The sequence below is a fragment of the Bacteroides sp. AF39-11AC genome, assembly GCF_003474285.1.
Lineage (GTDB): Bacteria > Bacteroidota > Bacteroidia > Bacteroidales > Bacteroidaceae > Bacteroides.
On sequence record NZ_QROH01000005.1, the window covers coordinates 156,163 to 172,017 of the forward strand.

Genomic DNA, 15,855 nt, shown 5'->3' on the forward strand with positions numbered 1-15,855 from the left:
ATTCAAATGGTTATTTAAGATGTTGTTTAAAGAATGTGTCTAGTTTGGGCAGCGTGATTTTCAGATACTCCGGCTGGTCGTACAAATCTACGTGTGTTGCTCCGGGTACGACAAACAGCTCTTTCGGTTCGACTGCTTTTGCGTATGCGTCTTCCGAGAAGTAAGCTGATACAGCGTTTTCTCCCACGATGAAGAGTACCGGTCGTGGCGATATGGTCTCGATCTGTGCGAACGGGAAGAAGTTCATCATCGGTGCAAGACTCGTGTAGGAGTAATAGCCCGTAGAATTGGGATGCTGGCCACGCTCCGGATTGTCATAGTAATCGAGGAAGTCAATGGCAAACTTCGGTGTGTTTTCATCTACTTTTTCGGGTAGCGCACGGATATCCTTACGTGCAGCTCCGCCATATTCCGCCGTGCGCTGGCGACCGATCTCATCGAGAATTGCCATACGTTGTTCATACGTCTGGGAATCGCCCACACCCTGACGGCGGGCACGTCCCATGTCGTACATACTGATCGTTGCCAACGTCTTGATGCGATGGTCTATCTGCGCTGCGCTGACGGAATAGCATCCTCCGCCACAGATACCAATGACACCAATCTTATCGGCATCAACAGCCGGATGGTTCGTGAGGAAGTCAACCGCTGCACTGAAATCTTCCACCCGCACCTCGGGCGACTCGATACGACGCGGATAACCGCCGCTCTCACCATAATAGGAAGCATCAAAAGCCAATGTCACATAACCGAATTCTGCCAACTTACGGGCATGTAGTCCCGAAGTCTGTTCCTTGACACCACCGAAAGGATGACCGACGATGATGGCAGCATATTTCTTTGCAGGGTCGTAGTTTGCAGGGAAATAAAGATCGCCAACCACATCAATCAGGAAACGGTTGTGGAACGTTACCTTCTGCTTCTTCACGCCATTCTCCACTGCCATGGCCGGGGCTTGGGAATCAGCGATTAATCCTTTGCTTTGTAGCAATTCGTTCAATATTAGTTTGCCGGCATCAGCCTCACTGCGACCGATATTTTTTTCGATGATGGCCAGCACACCACGTAATTCATCCGGTGTTACGCCCACATTCAGTGCGATACCCATGTGCCCTTTTAGCATCGGCTCTACGCCTTTGCCCAAAGAGGCGATCACGGCAACGGTCGCCAGTTCCCGTTCGGCGTATGTCAGGACATCTCGCTCAAAAAGGTCAGCAAAGAGGTGTTCTTTGAGGAATACTTCGATTTCCGGAGCCAATACTGCATAATTAGCTTTTGGTGCATCTGCCGGAACACCCGAAATTTCAGCGAGAATATCACGTCCGCGTTCGTACTTGCTGCGGGTATCAGTTATCGGCGACGCTTCACGCCCCCGGTTATCCTCGATACCTTTCGCTTTCCGTTCATCGAGTACCGCAACAAGGGTTTGTAGTCCGCGCAAGGCACGCGGGAAACCGCAATAGGCGTAGGCGTGTACCATCACTTCCTTGAGTTCACCCACGGTCATTCCGTCATTTAATCCGTCGATAAGGACAGGTTTCAGTTTATCGAGGTCTCCCTTACCCGTAAGGGCGGCGACCTCTGCAATGTGTTTCCGTTTACTGTTCATAACTTGTTCCATTTTGGGGTTTTGGGCGGCTGCGATTCCATATCCGAAAAGGATACAGATCAGCGTCATCCTAATTCTTGTTTTTATTTTCATAATCTCTATCATTTTATTTTCCTGTTTTTATCTGATGCAAAATTAGGCTGGAATTTTCGCTTCGACCGGTCATGAATTACGGTTTAAAGGATAATTTTTACGGATTTGCTGCATTTTCTTTATTTTATTGACTGCAAAAGCGTACGCAGTAGTTAAGTAGCAGTTCGATGTGTGAGGCGATGATCGATGCACTATAACGGTCGATGGCATGGTGCAACTCTTCGCCGATCTCCCGCAGGTTATCGGTTATAATTTGTTGTTCGTGCTCTGTCAGTGCACCCCGGCAACGGCAGCGTTTCGGATAGGTTTCGATACGGTTTTCAAGCGATGTGTCGCACAACAGGTCAGGATGGAAAAGCACGCCCGAATAGTGGTCGGCATGCCAGTGTTGCTTCGAGGGTATCTCGACCACCTCACCGGGATAAATCAGTCGTAACCATTCCTTTTCCGACGCTTTGCTCTGCTTGGGAGAGTTGTAATATAGCAACCCGTAAAAATCACACATTATCCGAATATCCTCACTCAAATTTGTTTTTGACAGATCAATCATGCAAATCTGCGGATGCAGCGTTTCATGTCCCGTCAATTTATTGAACATATCAATAGTCATAAGTACGGAATTATTCATTTGTATCACTGTTCTTTTTTTCTATTTATTTTTCCATGATGCAAAATTACGGGCTATCCGAAAGTTCCATAGGGTATAAATTACGGTTTCACGTATAATTATTACAGGTTGAAATTGATCGCCCGAAGATATTTTATATATTTGCGTAAAAACAATGAAATCCACTGTTATGGAGAAGATTATAAAGCTGAATACAATCAAGGATTACAATGATTTTCTGGGTATAGAAACTCCCCATCCGTTGGTAAGCGTAATCGACGCTTCCAAAATCAAACCGTTGCACCATGTCTGTAAAAACATTGGCTTCTATGTCATTTATTTGAAGGACATCAAGTGCGCCGATGTGATAAAGTATGGCCGTAAATTCTATGATTTTCAGGAAGAGACACTGGTATTCGCCGCTCCGGGACAGATCATTGGCAATGACGATACAGGAGAGTCATTCCAGCCCAAAGGTTGGTGGCTGACATTTCAGCCCGAATTGTTACACGGTACACCGCTTGGCCGCCACATGCAGGATTACACGTTCTTTTCCTATGCCGTTAATGAAGCTTTGCATCTCTCTAAACAGGAACGGCAGACCGTGATAGATTGTATGATGAAAATCGACGAGGAGATCAAGGGAGCAACGGACAAGCACAGCAAGCTGATTATCGCTTCGGCCATTGAATTGCTGTTAAACTACTGCATCCGTTTCTATGACCGGCAGTTCATAACCCGTAAAAAGGAGAACAAAGATGCACTTAGTTCTTTCGAAGCATTGCTGAACGACTATTTCACGTCGGACAAACCCTCTAAATTCGGTACGCCAACCGTGGCTTATTGTGCAGACCAACTGCATTTGTCTGCAAATTATTTTGGAGATCTGATTAAAAAGGAGACAGGTTCTTCTGCACAAGAATATATTCTGACAAAAACAATGGATGCGGCAAAAGAATTGCTTGCCGACCCGAACAAATCAGTCAGCGATGTTGCCTACACTTTGGGATATCAATATCCGCAATATTTCAGTAAAGCATTTAAGCGTATCATAGGATGTTCACCGAATGAATACAGGACATCCAATTAATTTTCTGATAGAATATAGTATGAATTGAAACGGCTCTTACTAATTATCCCATTTTAGAACGTTCTTTCCTGTATGGCGGATATTCATGCAAGGAGCGGGCTGATACAGAATACTACTCATCGTTTGTGTGGCAATAAAGGTGCCAAAATTCTGTAAACAGATTTTTTTGCAGTGAAAAATAATTCTTTTTTTTGTTCAAAAAACGAATTATTTATACCTTTGCCGTGTAAAAAATGTCACATAGAAAGGATTATGGAAAAAGTTTCTACTGTTACGGCCATCTACAAAACCTCTGCCCCCAAAACATTTCTGTGGGGTAGTGAATATCCTTTCAATCAAATCATTTAGCACTTTTATAATTACTATTTGTATGTCGCAATCCTTGTGACATGCATTCTTCGTACCCGTTTGCCAGCAAATGCATGGACGAAGGTTGGGATTATTGTACCCGTCCTCGCTGCTCATCTACGGATGTGAGGCGGTAGAAAACGGTCATCAGATTAATTAAATATAAATCACAACGAAAATGAACAAAAGAACAAAAAAGACGATTGCCAATGTGGTTATCATCACATTGATGGCATGTGGTATTGGATGGATTGCAAGTATTTTCATCCATGTGGGAGGCGAATACACGGACAATGCACAAGTGGAACAGGATATTGTGAACGTGCATTCGCGTATCCAGGGATTCATAGGACGTATCTATGTGGACGAGTACCAGCATGTGAACAAGGGCGACACGCTTATGACCATCGAAGACAGCGAATTCAGGTTGCATATGGCACAGGCGGAAGCCGGACTACAGAATACACTTGCCGGAAAAGCCGCTACAGAAAAGGGAGTGATCGGAATGACAAACAACATTTCGGTGACCGAAGCGGGAATCAACGAGGTGAATGTCCTTTTGAAAAATGCCGAGACTGATTTTCTGCGTTACCGGAAACTGTATGAGCAGGAATCTGTCACCCGGCAGCAATATGATGATGTGCGTACCCGCTATGAGTCGCTGAAAGCGAAAGTGGAAACCATGCGCAGGCAACGCACCGGTACAGGAATTGCACGCGACGAGCACACCATCCGTCTCAGTCAGCAAGAGGCGGCCATCGAGGTGGCACGTGCAGCGTTAGACCTCGCCCGGCTAAACCTCGGCTATTGCACGGTGCTTGCCCCTTGCGACGGCTATACCTCGCGCAAAACGGTGCAGGAGGGTGAACTCGTACAGCCGGGTATGCGGCTTGTTTCCATTGTTGACGAACAAAAAAGATGGATCATTGCTAACTTCCGCGAGACGCAACGCGGTGGCATCGCCGTGGGCAGCAGAGTGGAAATTACGGTTGATGCCTTTCGTGGAAATATCTTTGAAGGCAGGGTAGAGAGCATAAGCACTGCCACTGGTGCACGCTATTCGCCTGTGGCTCCCGACAACTCTACCGGTAACTTCGTGAAGGTGGAGCAACGCATCCCGGTGAAGATTGTCTTTACGGAGAATAACGACCACGAGCTATTGGAACAGCTCACGGCAGGCATGAATGTGGAATGTAAAGTGATGAAACCATGAGCGACTGGGGAAACCAAGAACCGGTAAGGCTGATGAACTTCCGCGAGTGGGTGCCGGATTCCGCACGATTCTGGCTCTATATTTGTTTTTTGGCAGTGTTCCAGTTTTCCAACGGATTCTATTTCACAACGATGGCACAGGTAGTCGGCGAACGGAATGTGACCATGAACGACGCCCACATGTTCGGACAGGCAGTACTCATCGGACTGACATTTTATTTCCCGCTGGCTTTCCGTCTGAAGTTCCGTTTCACCAATCGCACCTCGCTGACCGTGGCGGCGACAGGACTGGCACTTATCAATGCTGTGTTCCCGTTCGTACACTCTTATCCACTGTTACTGCTATTGTGCTATGCCGGAGGTTTTTTCCGCCTGTACGGCACATTCGAGTGTTTCTCTAACCTGCTACCGAAGATTACGCCTACCTATAATTATGCGGTGTTCCTTTCTTTCGTGTTCTTCGTGGTGTTAGGCTGCATCCATGTGTTCGACTGGGTGGCCATCCAGTTCATCTATTATTACGGCTGGACGTATATCCATTTGCTCTCCGTTGCTTTGTGCCTTTCGACCATTGTCGTGGTGAACATTACCATGCGGCATTTCCGGCCCATGCCCCGCATGCCTCTGTATGGTATAGATGGATTGGGGATGGTAATGTGGAGCATCTTTATCCTGACGGCGATTTACGTGGTGCAGTACGGTGAGCAATACGGTTGGACGGCCGACCGACGCATCCGCATAGGTATCGGTACGTGCATGATCGTTCTGGCAGCTTGCATCCTGCGTATGTTTCACATCCGTCACCCGTTTATAGACAAGGGGACGTTCAGTTGTCCGAACCTGCTCAACCTACTGGTGCTGTTTCTTGGCCTTGATATTCTGTTGGGTACACAGAATGTATTACAAAACATGTTTACGGGTGGCATCATGGGGTATTCGCAAATTACGGCAGCACAACTTAAATGGCCTGAATTTCTCGGCGGGGCGGCATCCGCATTGTTTTGCTGGTATGTGCGGACAAAGTTGGGATGGCACCTCAAATGGCTGACCTTCATCAGTATGTCTGCCGTGGTGCTCTACAATGTATGTATGATTGGCATCCTGTCGCCTGATATCAACATCGGCAAACTCTGGTGGCCAGTCTTCTTGCTTGGCTTCGGGCATGTCGGTGTATTCATTGCCCTGACGGTTTATGCGCAGGCATACTGTAACTTCAAGTACTATTTTCAAGTACTTTGCTTGTTGGGCTTCATCCGTACCGGCATTGGCGACACTATTGGCGTGTCAATCTGGAGCCACGCTCTCGACGGCTGTATGCGGGTATATCTGGCAGCTATCGGTTCGGCAGCAAATTTCAGTGGTGGACAAGCGTTCGGAAGCCTTGCGGATATGATTTCCACCGAGGCTCTTCTCTGTTCCTTACGCGAGCTTTACGGTTGGGCTGTTATCTTCGGGGTAGTGTTGCTTATAGCGATACTATGTTCCCATTTCGAGCGGTTGCGAAATCCGTACCCTACACTCCGGCAGAGTTATGCCATCCTGTCAAGGCTATGGCAGACAAGCAATAATAAAACAGAAAAAGAAAACAAAGAACAGATATGAAAAAAAGATTTCAAAAGGGACTTATCCTATTCTGGCTGTTCGTCATCGGAATGGCTTTCACATTCACGGAAACACTCCATGCACAAGGACAAGTCTACACGCTGCAAGAGTTGTATGACCTTGCGGATAAGAACAATAAAAGTATTCGGGTTTACAATGCTGCCAAGGCAGTAGCGGATGAAAATGCAGCGTTGGCACGCTCGCAGCGGTTGCCTGACATTGAGACGAGACTGTCGTTCAGCTACAATGGGCGCGGCATCCTCACAGACCGTAATTTCTCTAATTTGATGAATGTCTATATTCCTGAATACGGCAACAACTTCGCCTTGAAAGTGAGTCAGGTCATTTATGCCGGTGGTGCTATTACCAGTACCACCAAGTTGGGGGAGATGAAAAAGGAAATGGTGGAACTCGACAGGCAGAAGAATCGTCAGGAGGTGCGCTTCCTGATTACCGGTCAGTACCTGGACATCTACAAGTTGCTGAACACCTTAGAAGTGCTGGAACAGAATATCGACCTGACCGAGAAGGTCTTGCAAAATATGAAAAACCGTTTTAAACAAGGCACGGCTTTGAAGAACGACATTACCCGTTATGAATTGCAATTGGAGATGCTCTGCCTGCAACAAGCCAAGGTAAAAGATGCCTGCAAGATTCTGAATCATCAATTGTGTACCCATATTGGATTAGATGAAGGGGTGTTCGTGCGCCCGGATACGGCAGTTCTTCATACGGAACTGCGGGTGATGGACGAGTTGTATTGGCAGCAGCTGGCTACCAGTGAAAATATCGGTTTGCAACAGGCTGCACTTGCCAAGCGGATATCGGAGAGAAATATCAACCTCGCCCGCTCCGTATCGCTGCCGCACCTGTCTCTGTTTGCCGAAAACTCGCTCATGGGACCTATCACCGTTGAAGTTCCACCGATAAACAAAAATTTGAACTATTGGTGCGTGGGCATTGGCATTCAGTACGACCTTTCTGCCTTGTTCAAGAACAACCATGGCATACGCAAAGCCAAACAGCAATTCCGGAAAGCCGGTGAGGAATATGAACTTGCCAAGGAGCATGTAAATGTAGGAATACAGGCTGCACATACCGACTTTAACACTTCTTTCACAGAGTTAAGGACACAGGAAAAGAGCGTAGAACTTGCCACGGAGAACTATCGTGTAGTGAACAATCGCTATGATGACGGGGTGGCGCTTATTACAGATATGTTGGATGCATCGAACATCAAGCTGTCGGCAGAATTAAAATTAGTGGATGCGCGGATAAATCTGATTTATAACTATTACCGGCTGAAATATCTGACTCATTCTTTATAAAGTAAGGACGTTTATCAAATTCAAAATAAACACATAGCGGAAAAGCAAATTTAAGCAATGCGTAGCGAATTAGCTGAAAAAGCGTTCGTTACGCATTGTTTTTCTATGTCGTAGAGCCAACGAAAAGCCATCCCGAAGCCAAACAGTGCAAGAGTTCAGTTACCACTTCATTACTCTTGTAACGGGCGCTGGTTTCTTACTAAACGATTCTTTTACAGTAGCTATGCGCCGACGATATTATGACACGGTTACGGTTGAAATCTTACCCAGACACCTACGCCGTAGTGATGTCGAAATACGGGTTGTAAAGAGGTATTAAGGGTTAGGGAAGCACGGCACAAGTCCACACAGCAGTATTACCGTGATTTGAAGAAACTCGCCGATGACCTGAAAGCGGAAGTAGTGGGATTGAAGGAACAGAAAGAAACGGTATGGAAGGAACTTAATCGGGCGAAAAAAGAAATACAGACCGCAACGCTCATCAAGGGCAAGCCGTTGGAGTATGTAGGGGAGCTCTATTCGGAGGAACACAAGGGGAAATTCTCAACCGAAAAGGTTGGCTTTCAAGTAGTGAAAGCCCCAATGGGCGAGACGAAATTACTCTTTTGTATCAACAAAAAACGATTAGGGGAATGGCTTAAGGAGCAGTTCGGCAAACTAAAGCAGAGCATACATCACCCCGTACAGCAGCATAAGGAAAGGTAGGACCATGAAATTATAGGAATACTCGCTATAAAAAACGCAAATAATTTTGTGATATAACAGATTTTTTATAGGTTTGCGTAATTAATTACGTTTTAAGTAACATACATAAATATGGATTTCTTTGATAAAACAGGTAAGATGGCTATCGGCAGCAGACTACGCATGCTGACAGACACGGTAACGGCTGATGCAAGCCGAATTTATGAATTATATGGCATTGACATCAAACCGAAATGGTTTCCACTGCTTTTTATATTAACTGATGGAGAAAATAGGACTATAACAGGTATAGCCAGAGAGATTAGACACAGCCACCCGTCCGTAAGCAACATCGTAAAGGAGATGACTGCAAAAGGATTGGTGAAATGGGTTGAAGACAAAGCGGACAAAAGGCGTACTGTCATAACCTTATCGTCACGTGGAAAAAAAGTTGCTGCAATGTTGACGGAACTTTGTAAGGACGTGGAGGTTGCGGTGGAAGGGATTTCCAAAGAAACCCCTCACGACTTATGGAAAGCTATTGGCGAATGGGAATATCTGCTCGCAGAGAAAAGCTTACTGCAACGAGTGAAAGAAACTCGGAAAATGCGAGAAAAGGGGGAAATAGAGATAATTCCTTACGAACCGTGCCACAAAGAATTATTCAAATCTCTAAATGAAAATTGGATTACACAACATTGGGAAATAGAGCCGCACGATTTGGACTATCTCGATCATCCACAGGAATACATCATAGACAAAGGCGGTTTCATCTTTGTGGCAATTTACAAGGAGAAGCCCGTTGGAGTGTGCGCCCTCTGTAAAATGGATGACCCGATATACGACTATGAACTGGCAAAACTTGCCGTTAGTTCCGAAGCACAGGGCAAAGGCATCGGAACGATACTTTGCAATGCCGTCATAGAAAAAGCGAAGGCAATGGGAGCGAAAGTCCTATTTCTCGAAAGTAATACCCTGCTTAAACCTGCCATCCACACATACAGAAAATTGGGATTTAAGGAACTTGCGGAATATCATCCTGCATATGAACGTGGGAACATTCAGATGGAATTAAAGATAACTGATTGATAATAAATAAAGTGTTAGTGAATGGAAACAAAAGTTATAGTACGGAAGGAAGACGCCTTGAAAAAAGTATTCAAAGGTGTTTCGTTGGATTCTCTCGCTGTTGGCGCGAAGTCGATGGTAACGAAAATGAACTATGTAAAAGGTAATTTCGCCACCACCCACGAGCATCCGCATGAACAATGTGGCTATGTCATATCCGGCGAATATCGCCTGAAAGTGGAAATGCCGGAGGGGGACATCGATGTATTGCTCCATACTGGCGACAGTTATGCGATACCAAGCAATACACCTCATTCTTTTGAAGTGATAGAAGGTGGTGAGGTTGTTGATGTGTTCACACCTCAAAGAGAGGATTATTTGACAGTATAGCACTGCAAATCGCTGAAATTCGTACGGTTGCCAATTCGTTACTGATGTTTCTTTAGATACTCCGCTATAAAGTCATTCCTCAATCGGTTATATCAAACCGATAAAAATTCGAAATATGCTTCGGTGGTTTATTTAGTCTGATGAGGAACAATTAGCTTATGGGGCTGTTTTATTATAAAATATAGCAGTATCATAACATTTATAGCATTATGTATTTAGACGAAGTCCTCCATTATCGTCGCTCTGTGCGAGCGTACGATAAAACAAAACTGATAGATCCGGAACGAATAAAACATTGTCTGGAATTGGCAACATTAGCTCCCAACAGTTCGGATATGCAACTGTGGGAGTTTTATCATATCACTCAGCCCGAATTGCTGGCAAAGGTTTCAAGAGCCTGTCTCGATCAGAAAGCTACTTCCACAGCCTCACAAATAGTTGTTTTCGTGGTGCGGCGTGATTGGTACAGGAAGCATGCACAGTTTGTACTCGATTTCGAACGGGAGAATATCAGGCGTTACAGCCCGAAAGAGCGTCAGGCCAAACGCATCAAAGACCGGGAATTATACTATGGCAAATTGATGCCATTTGTTTATGCCCGTTTCTTCGGAATCTTGGGATTGTTCAGAAAACTGCTGGTCAACATCATCAGCATTTTCCGACCGATGATGCTCGAAGTCTCCGAAAATGATATGCGCGTAACTGCCCATAAATCTTGTGCACTTGCTGCCCAAACGTTTATGATTGCTATGGCAAACGAAGGGTATGATACTTGTCCTCTGGAAGGTTTGGATAGCCGTCGGTTAAAAAGGATACTGAAATTGCCTCATGGCGCTGAGATAAATATGGTTATTCCCTGTGGAATACGGGACGGTAATAAAGGAATCTGGGGAGAACGGTGCAGAGTACCATTTAATGAAGTCTATCGTAGAATCTAAAGTCGTTTTTTGATTATCGACTCATGCCATGTGTCAGGTATTATGGAAATGCGAAGTTCGTTTTTGCTAAGTGAAACAAGATATGTCACAGTCTTAAATATAAACAAATTATAGGCGTTTTTCTGCCTTGTTCAGCTTCCTGTTATTCGTTTTTAAAGAATAACGGGAACGTTTTTTAAGAACGTGATCAACGTTTATTAAAAACGTAAAAAGCCTCTTTTAAGCCCAGATTTGATAAATGTCAACAAAAAAGGCGGTAATTCTTCATAAGAATCACCGCCTTTTCTATTTATTGTCTAATATTATTCCGGGAATGGATCACCCAAATTCTCTATTATTAGCTCGTATTGCTTGGGAGAGAGCCAGCGATGATTATAAGGTTGATAGCCCGTTTCACCTAAAGCAGTCGCCAGTTTTGTACACCTTTTAATGCTTCGTTGTAAAGATCTTACCGCATTTTTCGGAGTGGAACAACCGGGAAAATACATACCGGCCAATTCGGAGAAAGAAAGAATCAGTTTTGCCATTTGCTAAGGTTTTAGGTTTAATATTAAAATTCAGTTTTTTTAAAGCTCTACAAAGATACTACATCAGAAAGGCGAAGTCAAGCATTTGGGTTGTTTTTTCCGACTTTTCTTTTTTTCTTTTTTTATTCTTCTCATTGATTAAATGGTTTACGGCTATTTTATATACCCATGTCGAAAATAAACTTTTTCCTTTATAAGAAGAAAGGCTTGTGATGACCTTTATCAGAATGTCTTGCTTTGCGTCTTCAGCATCTTCAATCCGCCCGAGCATGCGCAATGACAAATTAAACACCGGGCCTTCAATATTTTCAATGATTGCTCCTAATGCCTCTTTAGAGCCATTTATCGCTTGGTCCACATGATAGATTTCTATTTCCATGATTTCTGTTTTATATATTTAGACATGGCCCGAAGAGGATTGTGACAGGCATTTGTGTTTTTAACATAAAAAATGCAGAGACTATTCTTTTTATTGGATAATCTCTGCAATACCAGATATATGCTTTACACTCAGTGGAGTTTTATAGTGATCACTGAAGTTGACAGACCCAATGAAACCTTTGTACCTTAATGTATTCATAATAATACTCCTTTCTTCATTTTATAAAACCTGCATCCATCAAATCATTTAATACTTGTTTCATTGCATACCCTTTGATAAGGTTGCCGGGATGAGGTTTGTGAATCATTATAGGGCGTTTATCTCCATTCTTAAAGATAACTCTCGAACCGGAAGTTTTACCTTTATTCGATTTTTCATAACCAAATATCGACAACAAGCGTTCCATTTCTTCAAATGTAACTACAAAATAGTTACAATCCAATAATAGGGGGTATAAAGTATGTCAAAAGGAGATACATCCGTAATATTGGTTATATATTCCGTAATTTATATACCTGCATACTGGATAATACTCCGTAATTTTGTATCATTGCAATATGCTTCCCGAATCGAAGCGTTTGCTACGGAAAAGTAATCTATGTTTGAACTAAATAATATATCGTATGAAAAGACTTACATTCTTTATGGTAGCGATTATGGCGTTATGTTTGACGGCAATCGCACAGAAACAAAGTTCTAAGACATTGGTTGCCTATTTCTCGGCAACGGGAACAACGGAAAAAGCAGCCAAGGCAGTTGCTGAAGTCACAGGTGGCACTCTTTACGAAATACAGCCTGCGAAGAAGTACACTTCTGCCGATCTGGATTGGCACGACAAGTCCTCACGCAGCAGTGTGGAGATGGCGGATGCCAAATCACGTCCTGCCTTAAGCTCCAAAGCGGCGAACCTGGCGGACTATGATACTGTTTATATCGGTTTTCCCATCTGGTGGAATTTAGCTCCGAGAATCATTAATACTTTTATAGAAAGTGGTGATTTTTCTGGTAAGACGGTTATTCTGTTTGCCACATCGGGCGGAAGCAGTATCTCCAATTCCGAAAAAGAGTTGCAGAAGACTTATTCCAACCTGAAGTGGCAGAAAGGCAAACTGCTGAACGGTGCAACCAAGGAAGACATTAAACAATGGACTAAAAAATAAATCAGTATGAGAAAGAATTACGGAGCAAAACCCTTTTCCTATCCGCAGCCGGTGTTTATCATCGCTGCTTATGATGAAAATGGACTCCCAAACGCTATGAATGCGGCTTGGGGCGGTATCAGTGAAATGAAAGAGATCAGCATTTGCATCAGCGAAGGACACAAGACCACTGCGAATATCCTGAAGCGCAAAGCATTTACAGTAAGTATGGCGGAAGTGGGGCAGGTTGTTGCCTGCGATTACGTAGGTATCGTTTCCGGCAATAAGGTAGCCGACAAGTTTGTTCGTGCAGGCTTCCATGCCACCCGTTCGGAGTTCGTGGATGCCCCGCTGATTGACGAACTGTCCGTAGCGGTGGAGTGTAAACTGAAGGATTACAATCCCGAAACCTGCATTTTGCGTGGAGAGATTGTAAATGTAAGTGTGGACGAGCGTGTACTTGATGAAAACGGAAAAGTAGATGCTTCCAAAGTAGCTCCCATCATCTTCGATCCGTTCAACAACGACTATCTGAAGGTGGGCGAAAAGGTGGGTAAGGCTTTTTCGGATGGCAAGGCATTGAAGTAAATCTTTCCTTCCAAACCTTGACAGGGCGCAATATCCAGTTGAGCCCTATCAAGGCTTCAGATATGGGAATATAAGATAATGTTCATTTATTTATATAGTTCTCTTTTTCCATATAATAAAGACCTTCACCACGATCACCATTCTCCAAGTCGGTCAGTTCTAATTTGAATACACGATAAGGGAGGTCATTCTGCAAATTCTTAGGGAGATCTACTGTCAGCAGATAGGCGCTTCCATATTCATCGGCATCGTAGTATTCTTTTATTTCCTGCTTCATCAGAATGGGAACTTCTTCGCCATCTATCCAGACAACAACTTTCAGTTGATCGATTGGTGGAGCCCATTGAGCCGCTTTGGCTTCCTTGCTTTGGGCTTGCTGTTTCTTATTGCTAAGGTCTTCATTGCGTACAATAGAAGTCGGTTCGGAGGTCTTCATCCATTCGTAAAAGCGTGTCAGGCTCATGGGGCGGACATATATCTGATAAGCAGGCATAGCGCCGGGGATGCGGAAAACACGTATTCCATAAGCTTCCATACGGTGATATCGTATGTTTAACGTAGTGTCGCGATCGGCAATAAAATCCCATGCCCAAAACTCTAAACGGTGTTCCGCTTTGGGTAATCCAAGTTTGAGGGCTGCGTGTGCATAAGTAGGATAGTAGATAGCATATACACTTTGATATTTTCCTTTAGGTACTCTGGCAGTGTAGTAGCCATCTTTATTAGTGATACCTTCTGATACAGGATTGAATCGGGGAGTGTACCAACATACGGAACAACTATCTATCGGTTGCCCGTTGAAATCCGTCACCCGTCCACAAATAGTTACTGAATCTTGTTGCTGTGCGTGTCCGACTGTACAAAATAAAAAAGACAGCGAAATACAGAAAAGAAGCTTGATTGTCTGTGTCATAGTAATAGATGTTTTTGCGAAGATACGGAATTCATCTGAAAAAATCGAATAAGATTCTATTTATCTTCTACCACTCTAAAACCAACCCCTGCATCCCGCTCCACAGGCATAAAACCCATACGGTTTACTGTTAAGCAGCGTTTTGCATAGTTATCCCAACCACCACCGCGTATTATCCGGCAAGAATCACTTGTATCCAAATCAGCACACCATTCCCATACACAATATTTTGCTTTTCGTTAATACTCCTACATCCGCATAAGCGACAGGCCAGTAGAAAGGAACCATATAAACTACTATGTTTTATCATATTTCGCTAACTTATTTAAAATCATTTTATGTACAACATTAAGTTAGTCCATTAAGTCCTCCAATAGGCTTAAATCGCTATTTCTTAGAATACAAAATTAAATAATAAACCGAGATTGAGCAACACACAGCAATGCTTTTTTAATATATATTTTCGCGTGATATATAGGGCTTTACATATAATAAATTGAGAAAAAAGAGAATGCAATTTATTTTATATAGGGAAATCTCCCTAAATAATAGGGAAAAAGATAATATTATATGTTTTTATCCGCCTATATTTGCAGTAACATAAAAACTAAAAACAATATATACAATGAAAACAATAAAACTGACATTGGCACTATTGGCATTTGCAGTCTGTATGAGTAGCTGTGCCATGATTTTAGGGATTGACAGTAATACCCTGATGAAGATTCAGAAAGGGATGACTAAAGAGGAGATTACATCCATATTGGGGCAGCCGATGCGCCGGAGCTTCGATCACGAAGTGGAAGGATGGACGTATGAGAAAAGTATTACCGGAGCTCCCGGCATAACAGTCATTGATCTTGGATTTGTGGATGGAAAATTGACTTATATGGATTCTTATGAAAAGTATACCAATCCTCGTGTAGCAGTTTATCCGTCTGTGGAAATTGGTGGAGAAGTACCTTCCCATCCGCACGTTACTGGTGGAAGGGGGATGAACGAAAGGGATTTCCAGTCACTTTACAACAAAGTGAAGGGTAAACCTTTCAAGGACGACCAACTGGATTTGCTGGAAGCCGGAATCGGTAACAGAGGGGTGAGTTGCAAACAGTGTGTGCGGATGATGTCGATATACCGGTTTGATGATGACAAACTGGAAGTCCTGAAAATCTTAGCTCCGAATATCTCCGACCGGGAGAATTATGACGAGATAATCAATGCACTCGACTTTATCTCCAGTGAAGAGAAAGCAAGAAATATTTTGGGAATAAAGAAGTGAACTGATACTTGACTCTATAAGCGAACTCAAAAACTAAACTTAATATATTTCAACGAAA

At 43.7% G+C, this 15,855-nt stretch carries 18 protein-coding genes; 11 read left to right on the top strand and 7 right to left on the bottom strand.

All coding sequences use genetic code 11. The annotated features are described in order from the left end of the window. Window positions 1-10 precede the first annotated feature (10 nt). Both DW036_RS11785 and DW036_RS11790 read right to left on the bottom strand, forming a co-directional pair. Window positions 11-1,702 carry a carboxymuconolactone decarboxylase family protein gene (locus tag DW036_RS11785; RefSeq protein WP_118464882.1) on the bottom strand — a complete coding sequence of 564 codons (1,692 nt, stop codon included), beginning with the start codon at window positions 1,700-1,702 and terminating at the stop codon, window positions 11-13. 124 nt (window positions 1,703-1,826) lie between these two features. Further along, window positions 1,827-2,330, bottom strand: coding sequence for a transcriptional regulator (locus DW036_RS11790; RefSeq protein ID WP_233560402.1), 504 nt, complete (start codon window positions 2,328-2,330; stop codon window positions 1,827-1,829). 169 nt (window positions 2,331-2,499) lie between these two features. Between DW036_RS11790 and DW036_RS11795 the strand changes: the two genes are divergently transcribed. From DW036_RS11795 to DW036_RS11830, 8 genes are all read left to right on the top strand, one after another. Beyond that, the gene (locus DW036_RS11795) at window positions 2,500-3,399 is read left to right on the top strand and encodes an AraC family transcriptional regulator (RefSeq protein ID WP_118464883.1); all 900 of its coding nucleotides are present in this window, start codon (window positions 2,500-2,502) and stop codon (window positions 3,397-3,399) included. Between the two features lie 526 nt (window positions 3,400-3,925). Further along, entirely contained in the window at window positions 3,926-4,960 is a 1,035-nt protein-coding gene (locus tag DW036_RS11800) for an HlyD family secretion protein (RefSeq protein WP_118464539.1), read from the top strand. Then, complete coding sequence (locus DW036_RS11805) at window positions 4,957-6,561, top strand: hypothetical protein (RefSeq protein ID WP_118464541.1); 1,605 nt, start codon at window positions 4,957-4,959, stop codon at window positions 6,559-6,561. The genes DW036_RS11800 and DW036_RS11805 overlap by 4 nt, the downstream gene beginning before the upstream one ends. Continuing rightward, complete coding sequence (locus DW036_RS11810; protein WP_118464543.1) at window positions 6,558-7,889, top strand: TolC family protein; 1,332 nt, start codon at window positions 6,558-6,560, stop codon at window positions 7,887-7,889. The genes DW036_RS11805 and DW036_RS11810 overlap by 4 nt, the downstream gene beginning before the upstream one ends. 366 nt (window positions 7,890-8,255) lie before the next feature. Continuing rightward, entirely contained in the window at window positions 8,256-8,594 is a 339-nt protein-coding gene (locus tag DW036_RS11815) for a hypothetical protein (protein WP_369906417.1), read from the top strand. Between the two features lie 111 nt (window positions 8,595-8,705). Further along, window positions 8,706-9,662 (top strand): GNAT family N-acetyltransferase, encoded by a 957-nt coding sequence (locus DW036_RS11820; RefSeq protein WP_118464545.1) that lies wholly within the window; start codon window positions 8,706-8,708, stop codon window positions 9,660-9,662. 21 nt (window positions 9,663-9,683) lie between these two features. Next, window positions 9,684-10,031, top strand: coding sequence for a cupin domain-containing protein (locus DW036_RS11825; RefSeq protein WP_118464547.1), 348 nt, complete (start codon window positions 9,684-9,686; stop codon window positions 10,029-10,031). Between the two features lie 209 nt (window positions 10,032-10,240). Then, window positions 10,241-10,969 carry a nitroreductase family protein gene (locus DW036_RS11830; protein WP_118464549.1) on the top strand — a complete coding sequence of 243 codons (729 nt, stop codon included), beginning with the start codon at window positions 10,241-10,243 and terminating at the stop codon, window positions 10,967-10,969. A gap of 302 nt (window positions 10,970-11,271) precedes the next feature. Here DW036_RS11830 and DW036_RS11835 read toward each other — a convergent pair whose 3' ends face one another. The 3 genes from DW036_RS11835 to DW036_RS11845 form a co-directional block, all read right to left on the bottom strand. Further along, complete coding sequence (locus tag DW036_RS11835; protein ID WP_118464551.1) at window positions 11,272-11,496, bottom strand: DUF4248 domain-containing protein; 225 nt, start codon at window positions 11,494-11,496, stop codon at window positions 11,272-11,274. A 58-nt stretch (window positions 11,497-11,554) separates the two neighbouring features. Continuing rightward, the gene (locus DW036_RS11840; RefSeq protein ID WP_233560404.1) at window positions 11,555-11,875 is read right to left on the bottom strand and encodes an RNA polymerase sigma factor; all 321 of its coding nucleotides are present in this window, start codon (window positions 11,873-11,875) and stop codon (window positions 11,555-11,557) included. A 217-nt stretch (window positions 11,876-12,092) separates the two neighbouring features. Then, window positions 12,093-12,284 (bottom strand): type II toxin-antitoxin system HicA family toxin, encoded by a 192-nt coding sequence (locus tag DW036_RS11845; protein WP_229089194.1) that lies wholly within the window; start codon window positions 12,282-12,284, stop codon window positions 12,093-12,095. Between the two features lie 217 nt (window positions 12,285-12,501). Here DW036_RS11845 and DW036_RS11850 point away from each other — a divergent pair, with 217 nt between their 5' ends. Both DW036_RS11850 and DW036_RS11855 read left to right on the top strand, forming a co-directional pair. Next, complete coding sequence (locus DW036_RS11850) at window positions 12,502-13,038, top strand: flavodoxin (RefSeq protein WP_118464555.1); 537 nt, start codon at window positions 12,502-12,504, stop codon at window positions 13,036-13,038. Between the two features lie 6 nt (window positions 13,039-13,044). Next, a complete protein-coding gene (locus DW036_RS11855) occupies window positions 13,045-13,605 on the top strand; it encodes a flavin reductase family protein (RefSeq protein WP_118464557.1) in 561 nt (186 codons plus the stop codon). Window positions 13,606-13,687: 82 nt separating this feature from the next. Here the strand turns inward: DW036_RS11855 and DW036_RS11860 are convergent, their stop codons facing one another. Then, window positions 13,688-14,518, bottom strand: coding sequence for a carboxypeptidase-like regulatory domain-containing protein (locus DW036_RS11860; RefSeq protein WP_118464559.1), 831 nt, complete (start codon window positions 14,516-14,518; stop codon window positions 13,688-13,690). 56 nt (window positions 14,519-14,574) lie between these two features. Then, window positions 14,575-14,718: a hypothetical protein gene (locus tag DW036_RS25530; protein WP_158585961.1), complete on the bottom strand. Its 144-nt coding sequence runs from the start codon at window positions 14,716-14,718 to the stop codon at window positions 14,575-14,577. Window positions 14,719-15,143: 425 nt separating this feature from the next. Between DW036_RS25530 and DW036_RS11865 the strand changes: the two genes are divergently transcribed. Further along, the gene (locus DW036_RS11865; RefSeq protein WP_118464561.1) at window positions 15,144-15,797 is read left to right on the top strand and encodes a DUF4476 domain-containing protein; all 654 of its coding nucleotides are present in this window, start codon (window positions 15,144-15,146) and stop codon (window positions 15,795-15,797) included. Window positions 15,798-15,855 lie beyond the last annotated feature (58 nt).

What these genes read in the sequence shown, in the direction of transcription:
- DW036_RS11785 (WP_118464882.1), bottom strand. Translation starts at nt 1,702, where the DNA reads ATGAAAATAAAAACAAGAATTAGGATGACGCTGATCTGTATCCTTTTC.
- DW036_RS11790 (WP_233560402.1), bottom strand. Translation starts at nt 2,330, where the DNA reads ATGAATAATTCCGTACTTATGACTATTGATATGTTCAATAAATTGACG.
- DW036_RS11795 (WP_118464883.1), top strand. Translation starts at nt 2,500, where the DNA reads ATGGAGAAGATTATAAAGCTGAATACAATCAAGGATTACAATGATTTT.
- DW036_RS11800 (WP_118464539.1), top strand. Translation starts at nt 3,926, where the DNA reads ATGAACAAAAGAACAAAAAAGACGATTGCCAATGTGGTTATCATCACA.
- DW036_RS11805 (WP_118464541.1), top strand. Translation starts at nt 4,957, where the DNA reads ATGAGCGACTGGGGAAACCAAGAACCGGTAAGGCTGATGAACTTCCGC.
- DW036_RS11810 (WP_118464543.1), top strand. Translation starts at nt 6,558, where the DNA reads ATGAAAAAAAGATTTCAAAAGGGACTTATCCTATTCTGGCTGTTCGTC.
- DW036_RS11820 (WP_118464545.1), top strand. Translation starts at nt 8,706, where the DNA reads ATGGATTTCTTTGATAAAACAGGTAAGATGGCTATCGGCAGCAGACTA.
- DW036_RS11825 (WP_118464547.1), top strand. Translation starts at nt 9,684, where the DNA reads ATGGAAACAAAAGTTATAGTACGGAAGGAAGACGCCTTGAAAAAAGTA.
- DW036_RS11830 (WP_118464549.1), top strand. Translation starts at nt 10,241, where the DNA reads ATGTATTTAGACGAAGTCCTCCATTATCGTCGCTCTGTGCGAGCGTAC.
- DW036_RS11835 (WP_118464551.1), bottom strand. Translation starts at nt 11,496, where the DNA reads ATGGCAAAACTGATTCTTTCTTTCTCCGAATTGGCCGGTATGTATTTT.
- DW036_RS11840 (WP_233560404.1), bottom strand. Translation starts at nt 11,875, where the DNA reads ATGGAAATAGAAATCTATCATGTGGACCAAGCGATAAATGGCTCTAAA.
- DW036_RS11845 (WP_229089194.1), bottom strand. Translation starts at nt 12,284, where the DNA reads ATGGAACGCTTGTTGTCGATATTTGGTTATGAAAAATCGAATAAAGGT.
- DW036_RS11850 (WP_118464555.1), top strand. Translation starts at nt 12,502, where the DNA reads ATGAAAAGACTTACATTCTTTATGGTAGCGATTATGGCGTTATGTTTG.
- DW036_RS11855 (WP_118464557.1), top strand. Translation starts at nt 13,045, where the DNA reads ATGAGAAAGAATTACGGAGCAAAACCCTTTTCCTATCCGCAGCCGGTG.
- DW036_RS11860 (WP_118464559.1), bottom strand. Translation starts at nt 14,518, where the DNA reads ATGACACAGACAATCAAGCTTCTTTTCTGTATTTCGCTGTCTTTTTTA.
- DW036_RS11865 (WP_118464561.1), top strand. Translation starts at nt 15,144, where the DNA reads ATGAAAACAATAAAACTGACATTGGCACTATTGGCATTTGCAGTCTGT.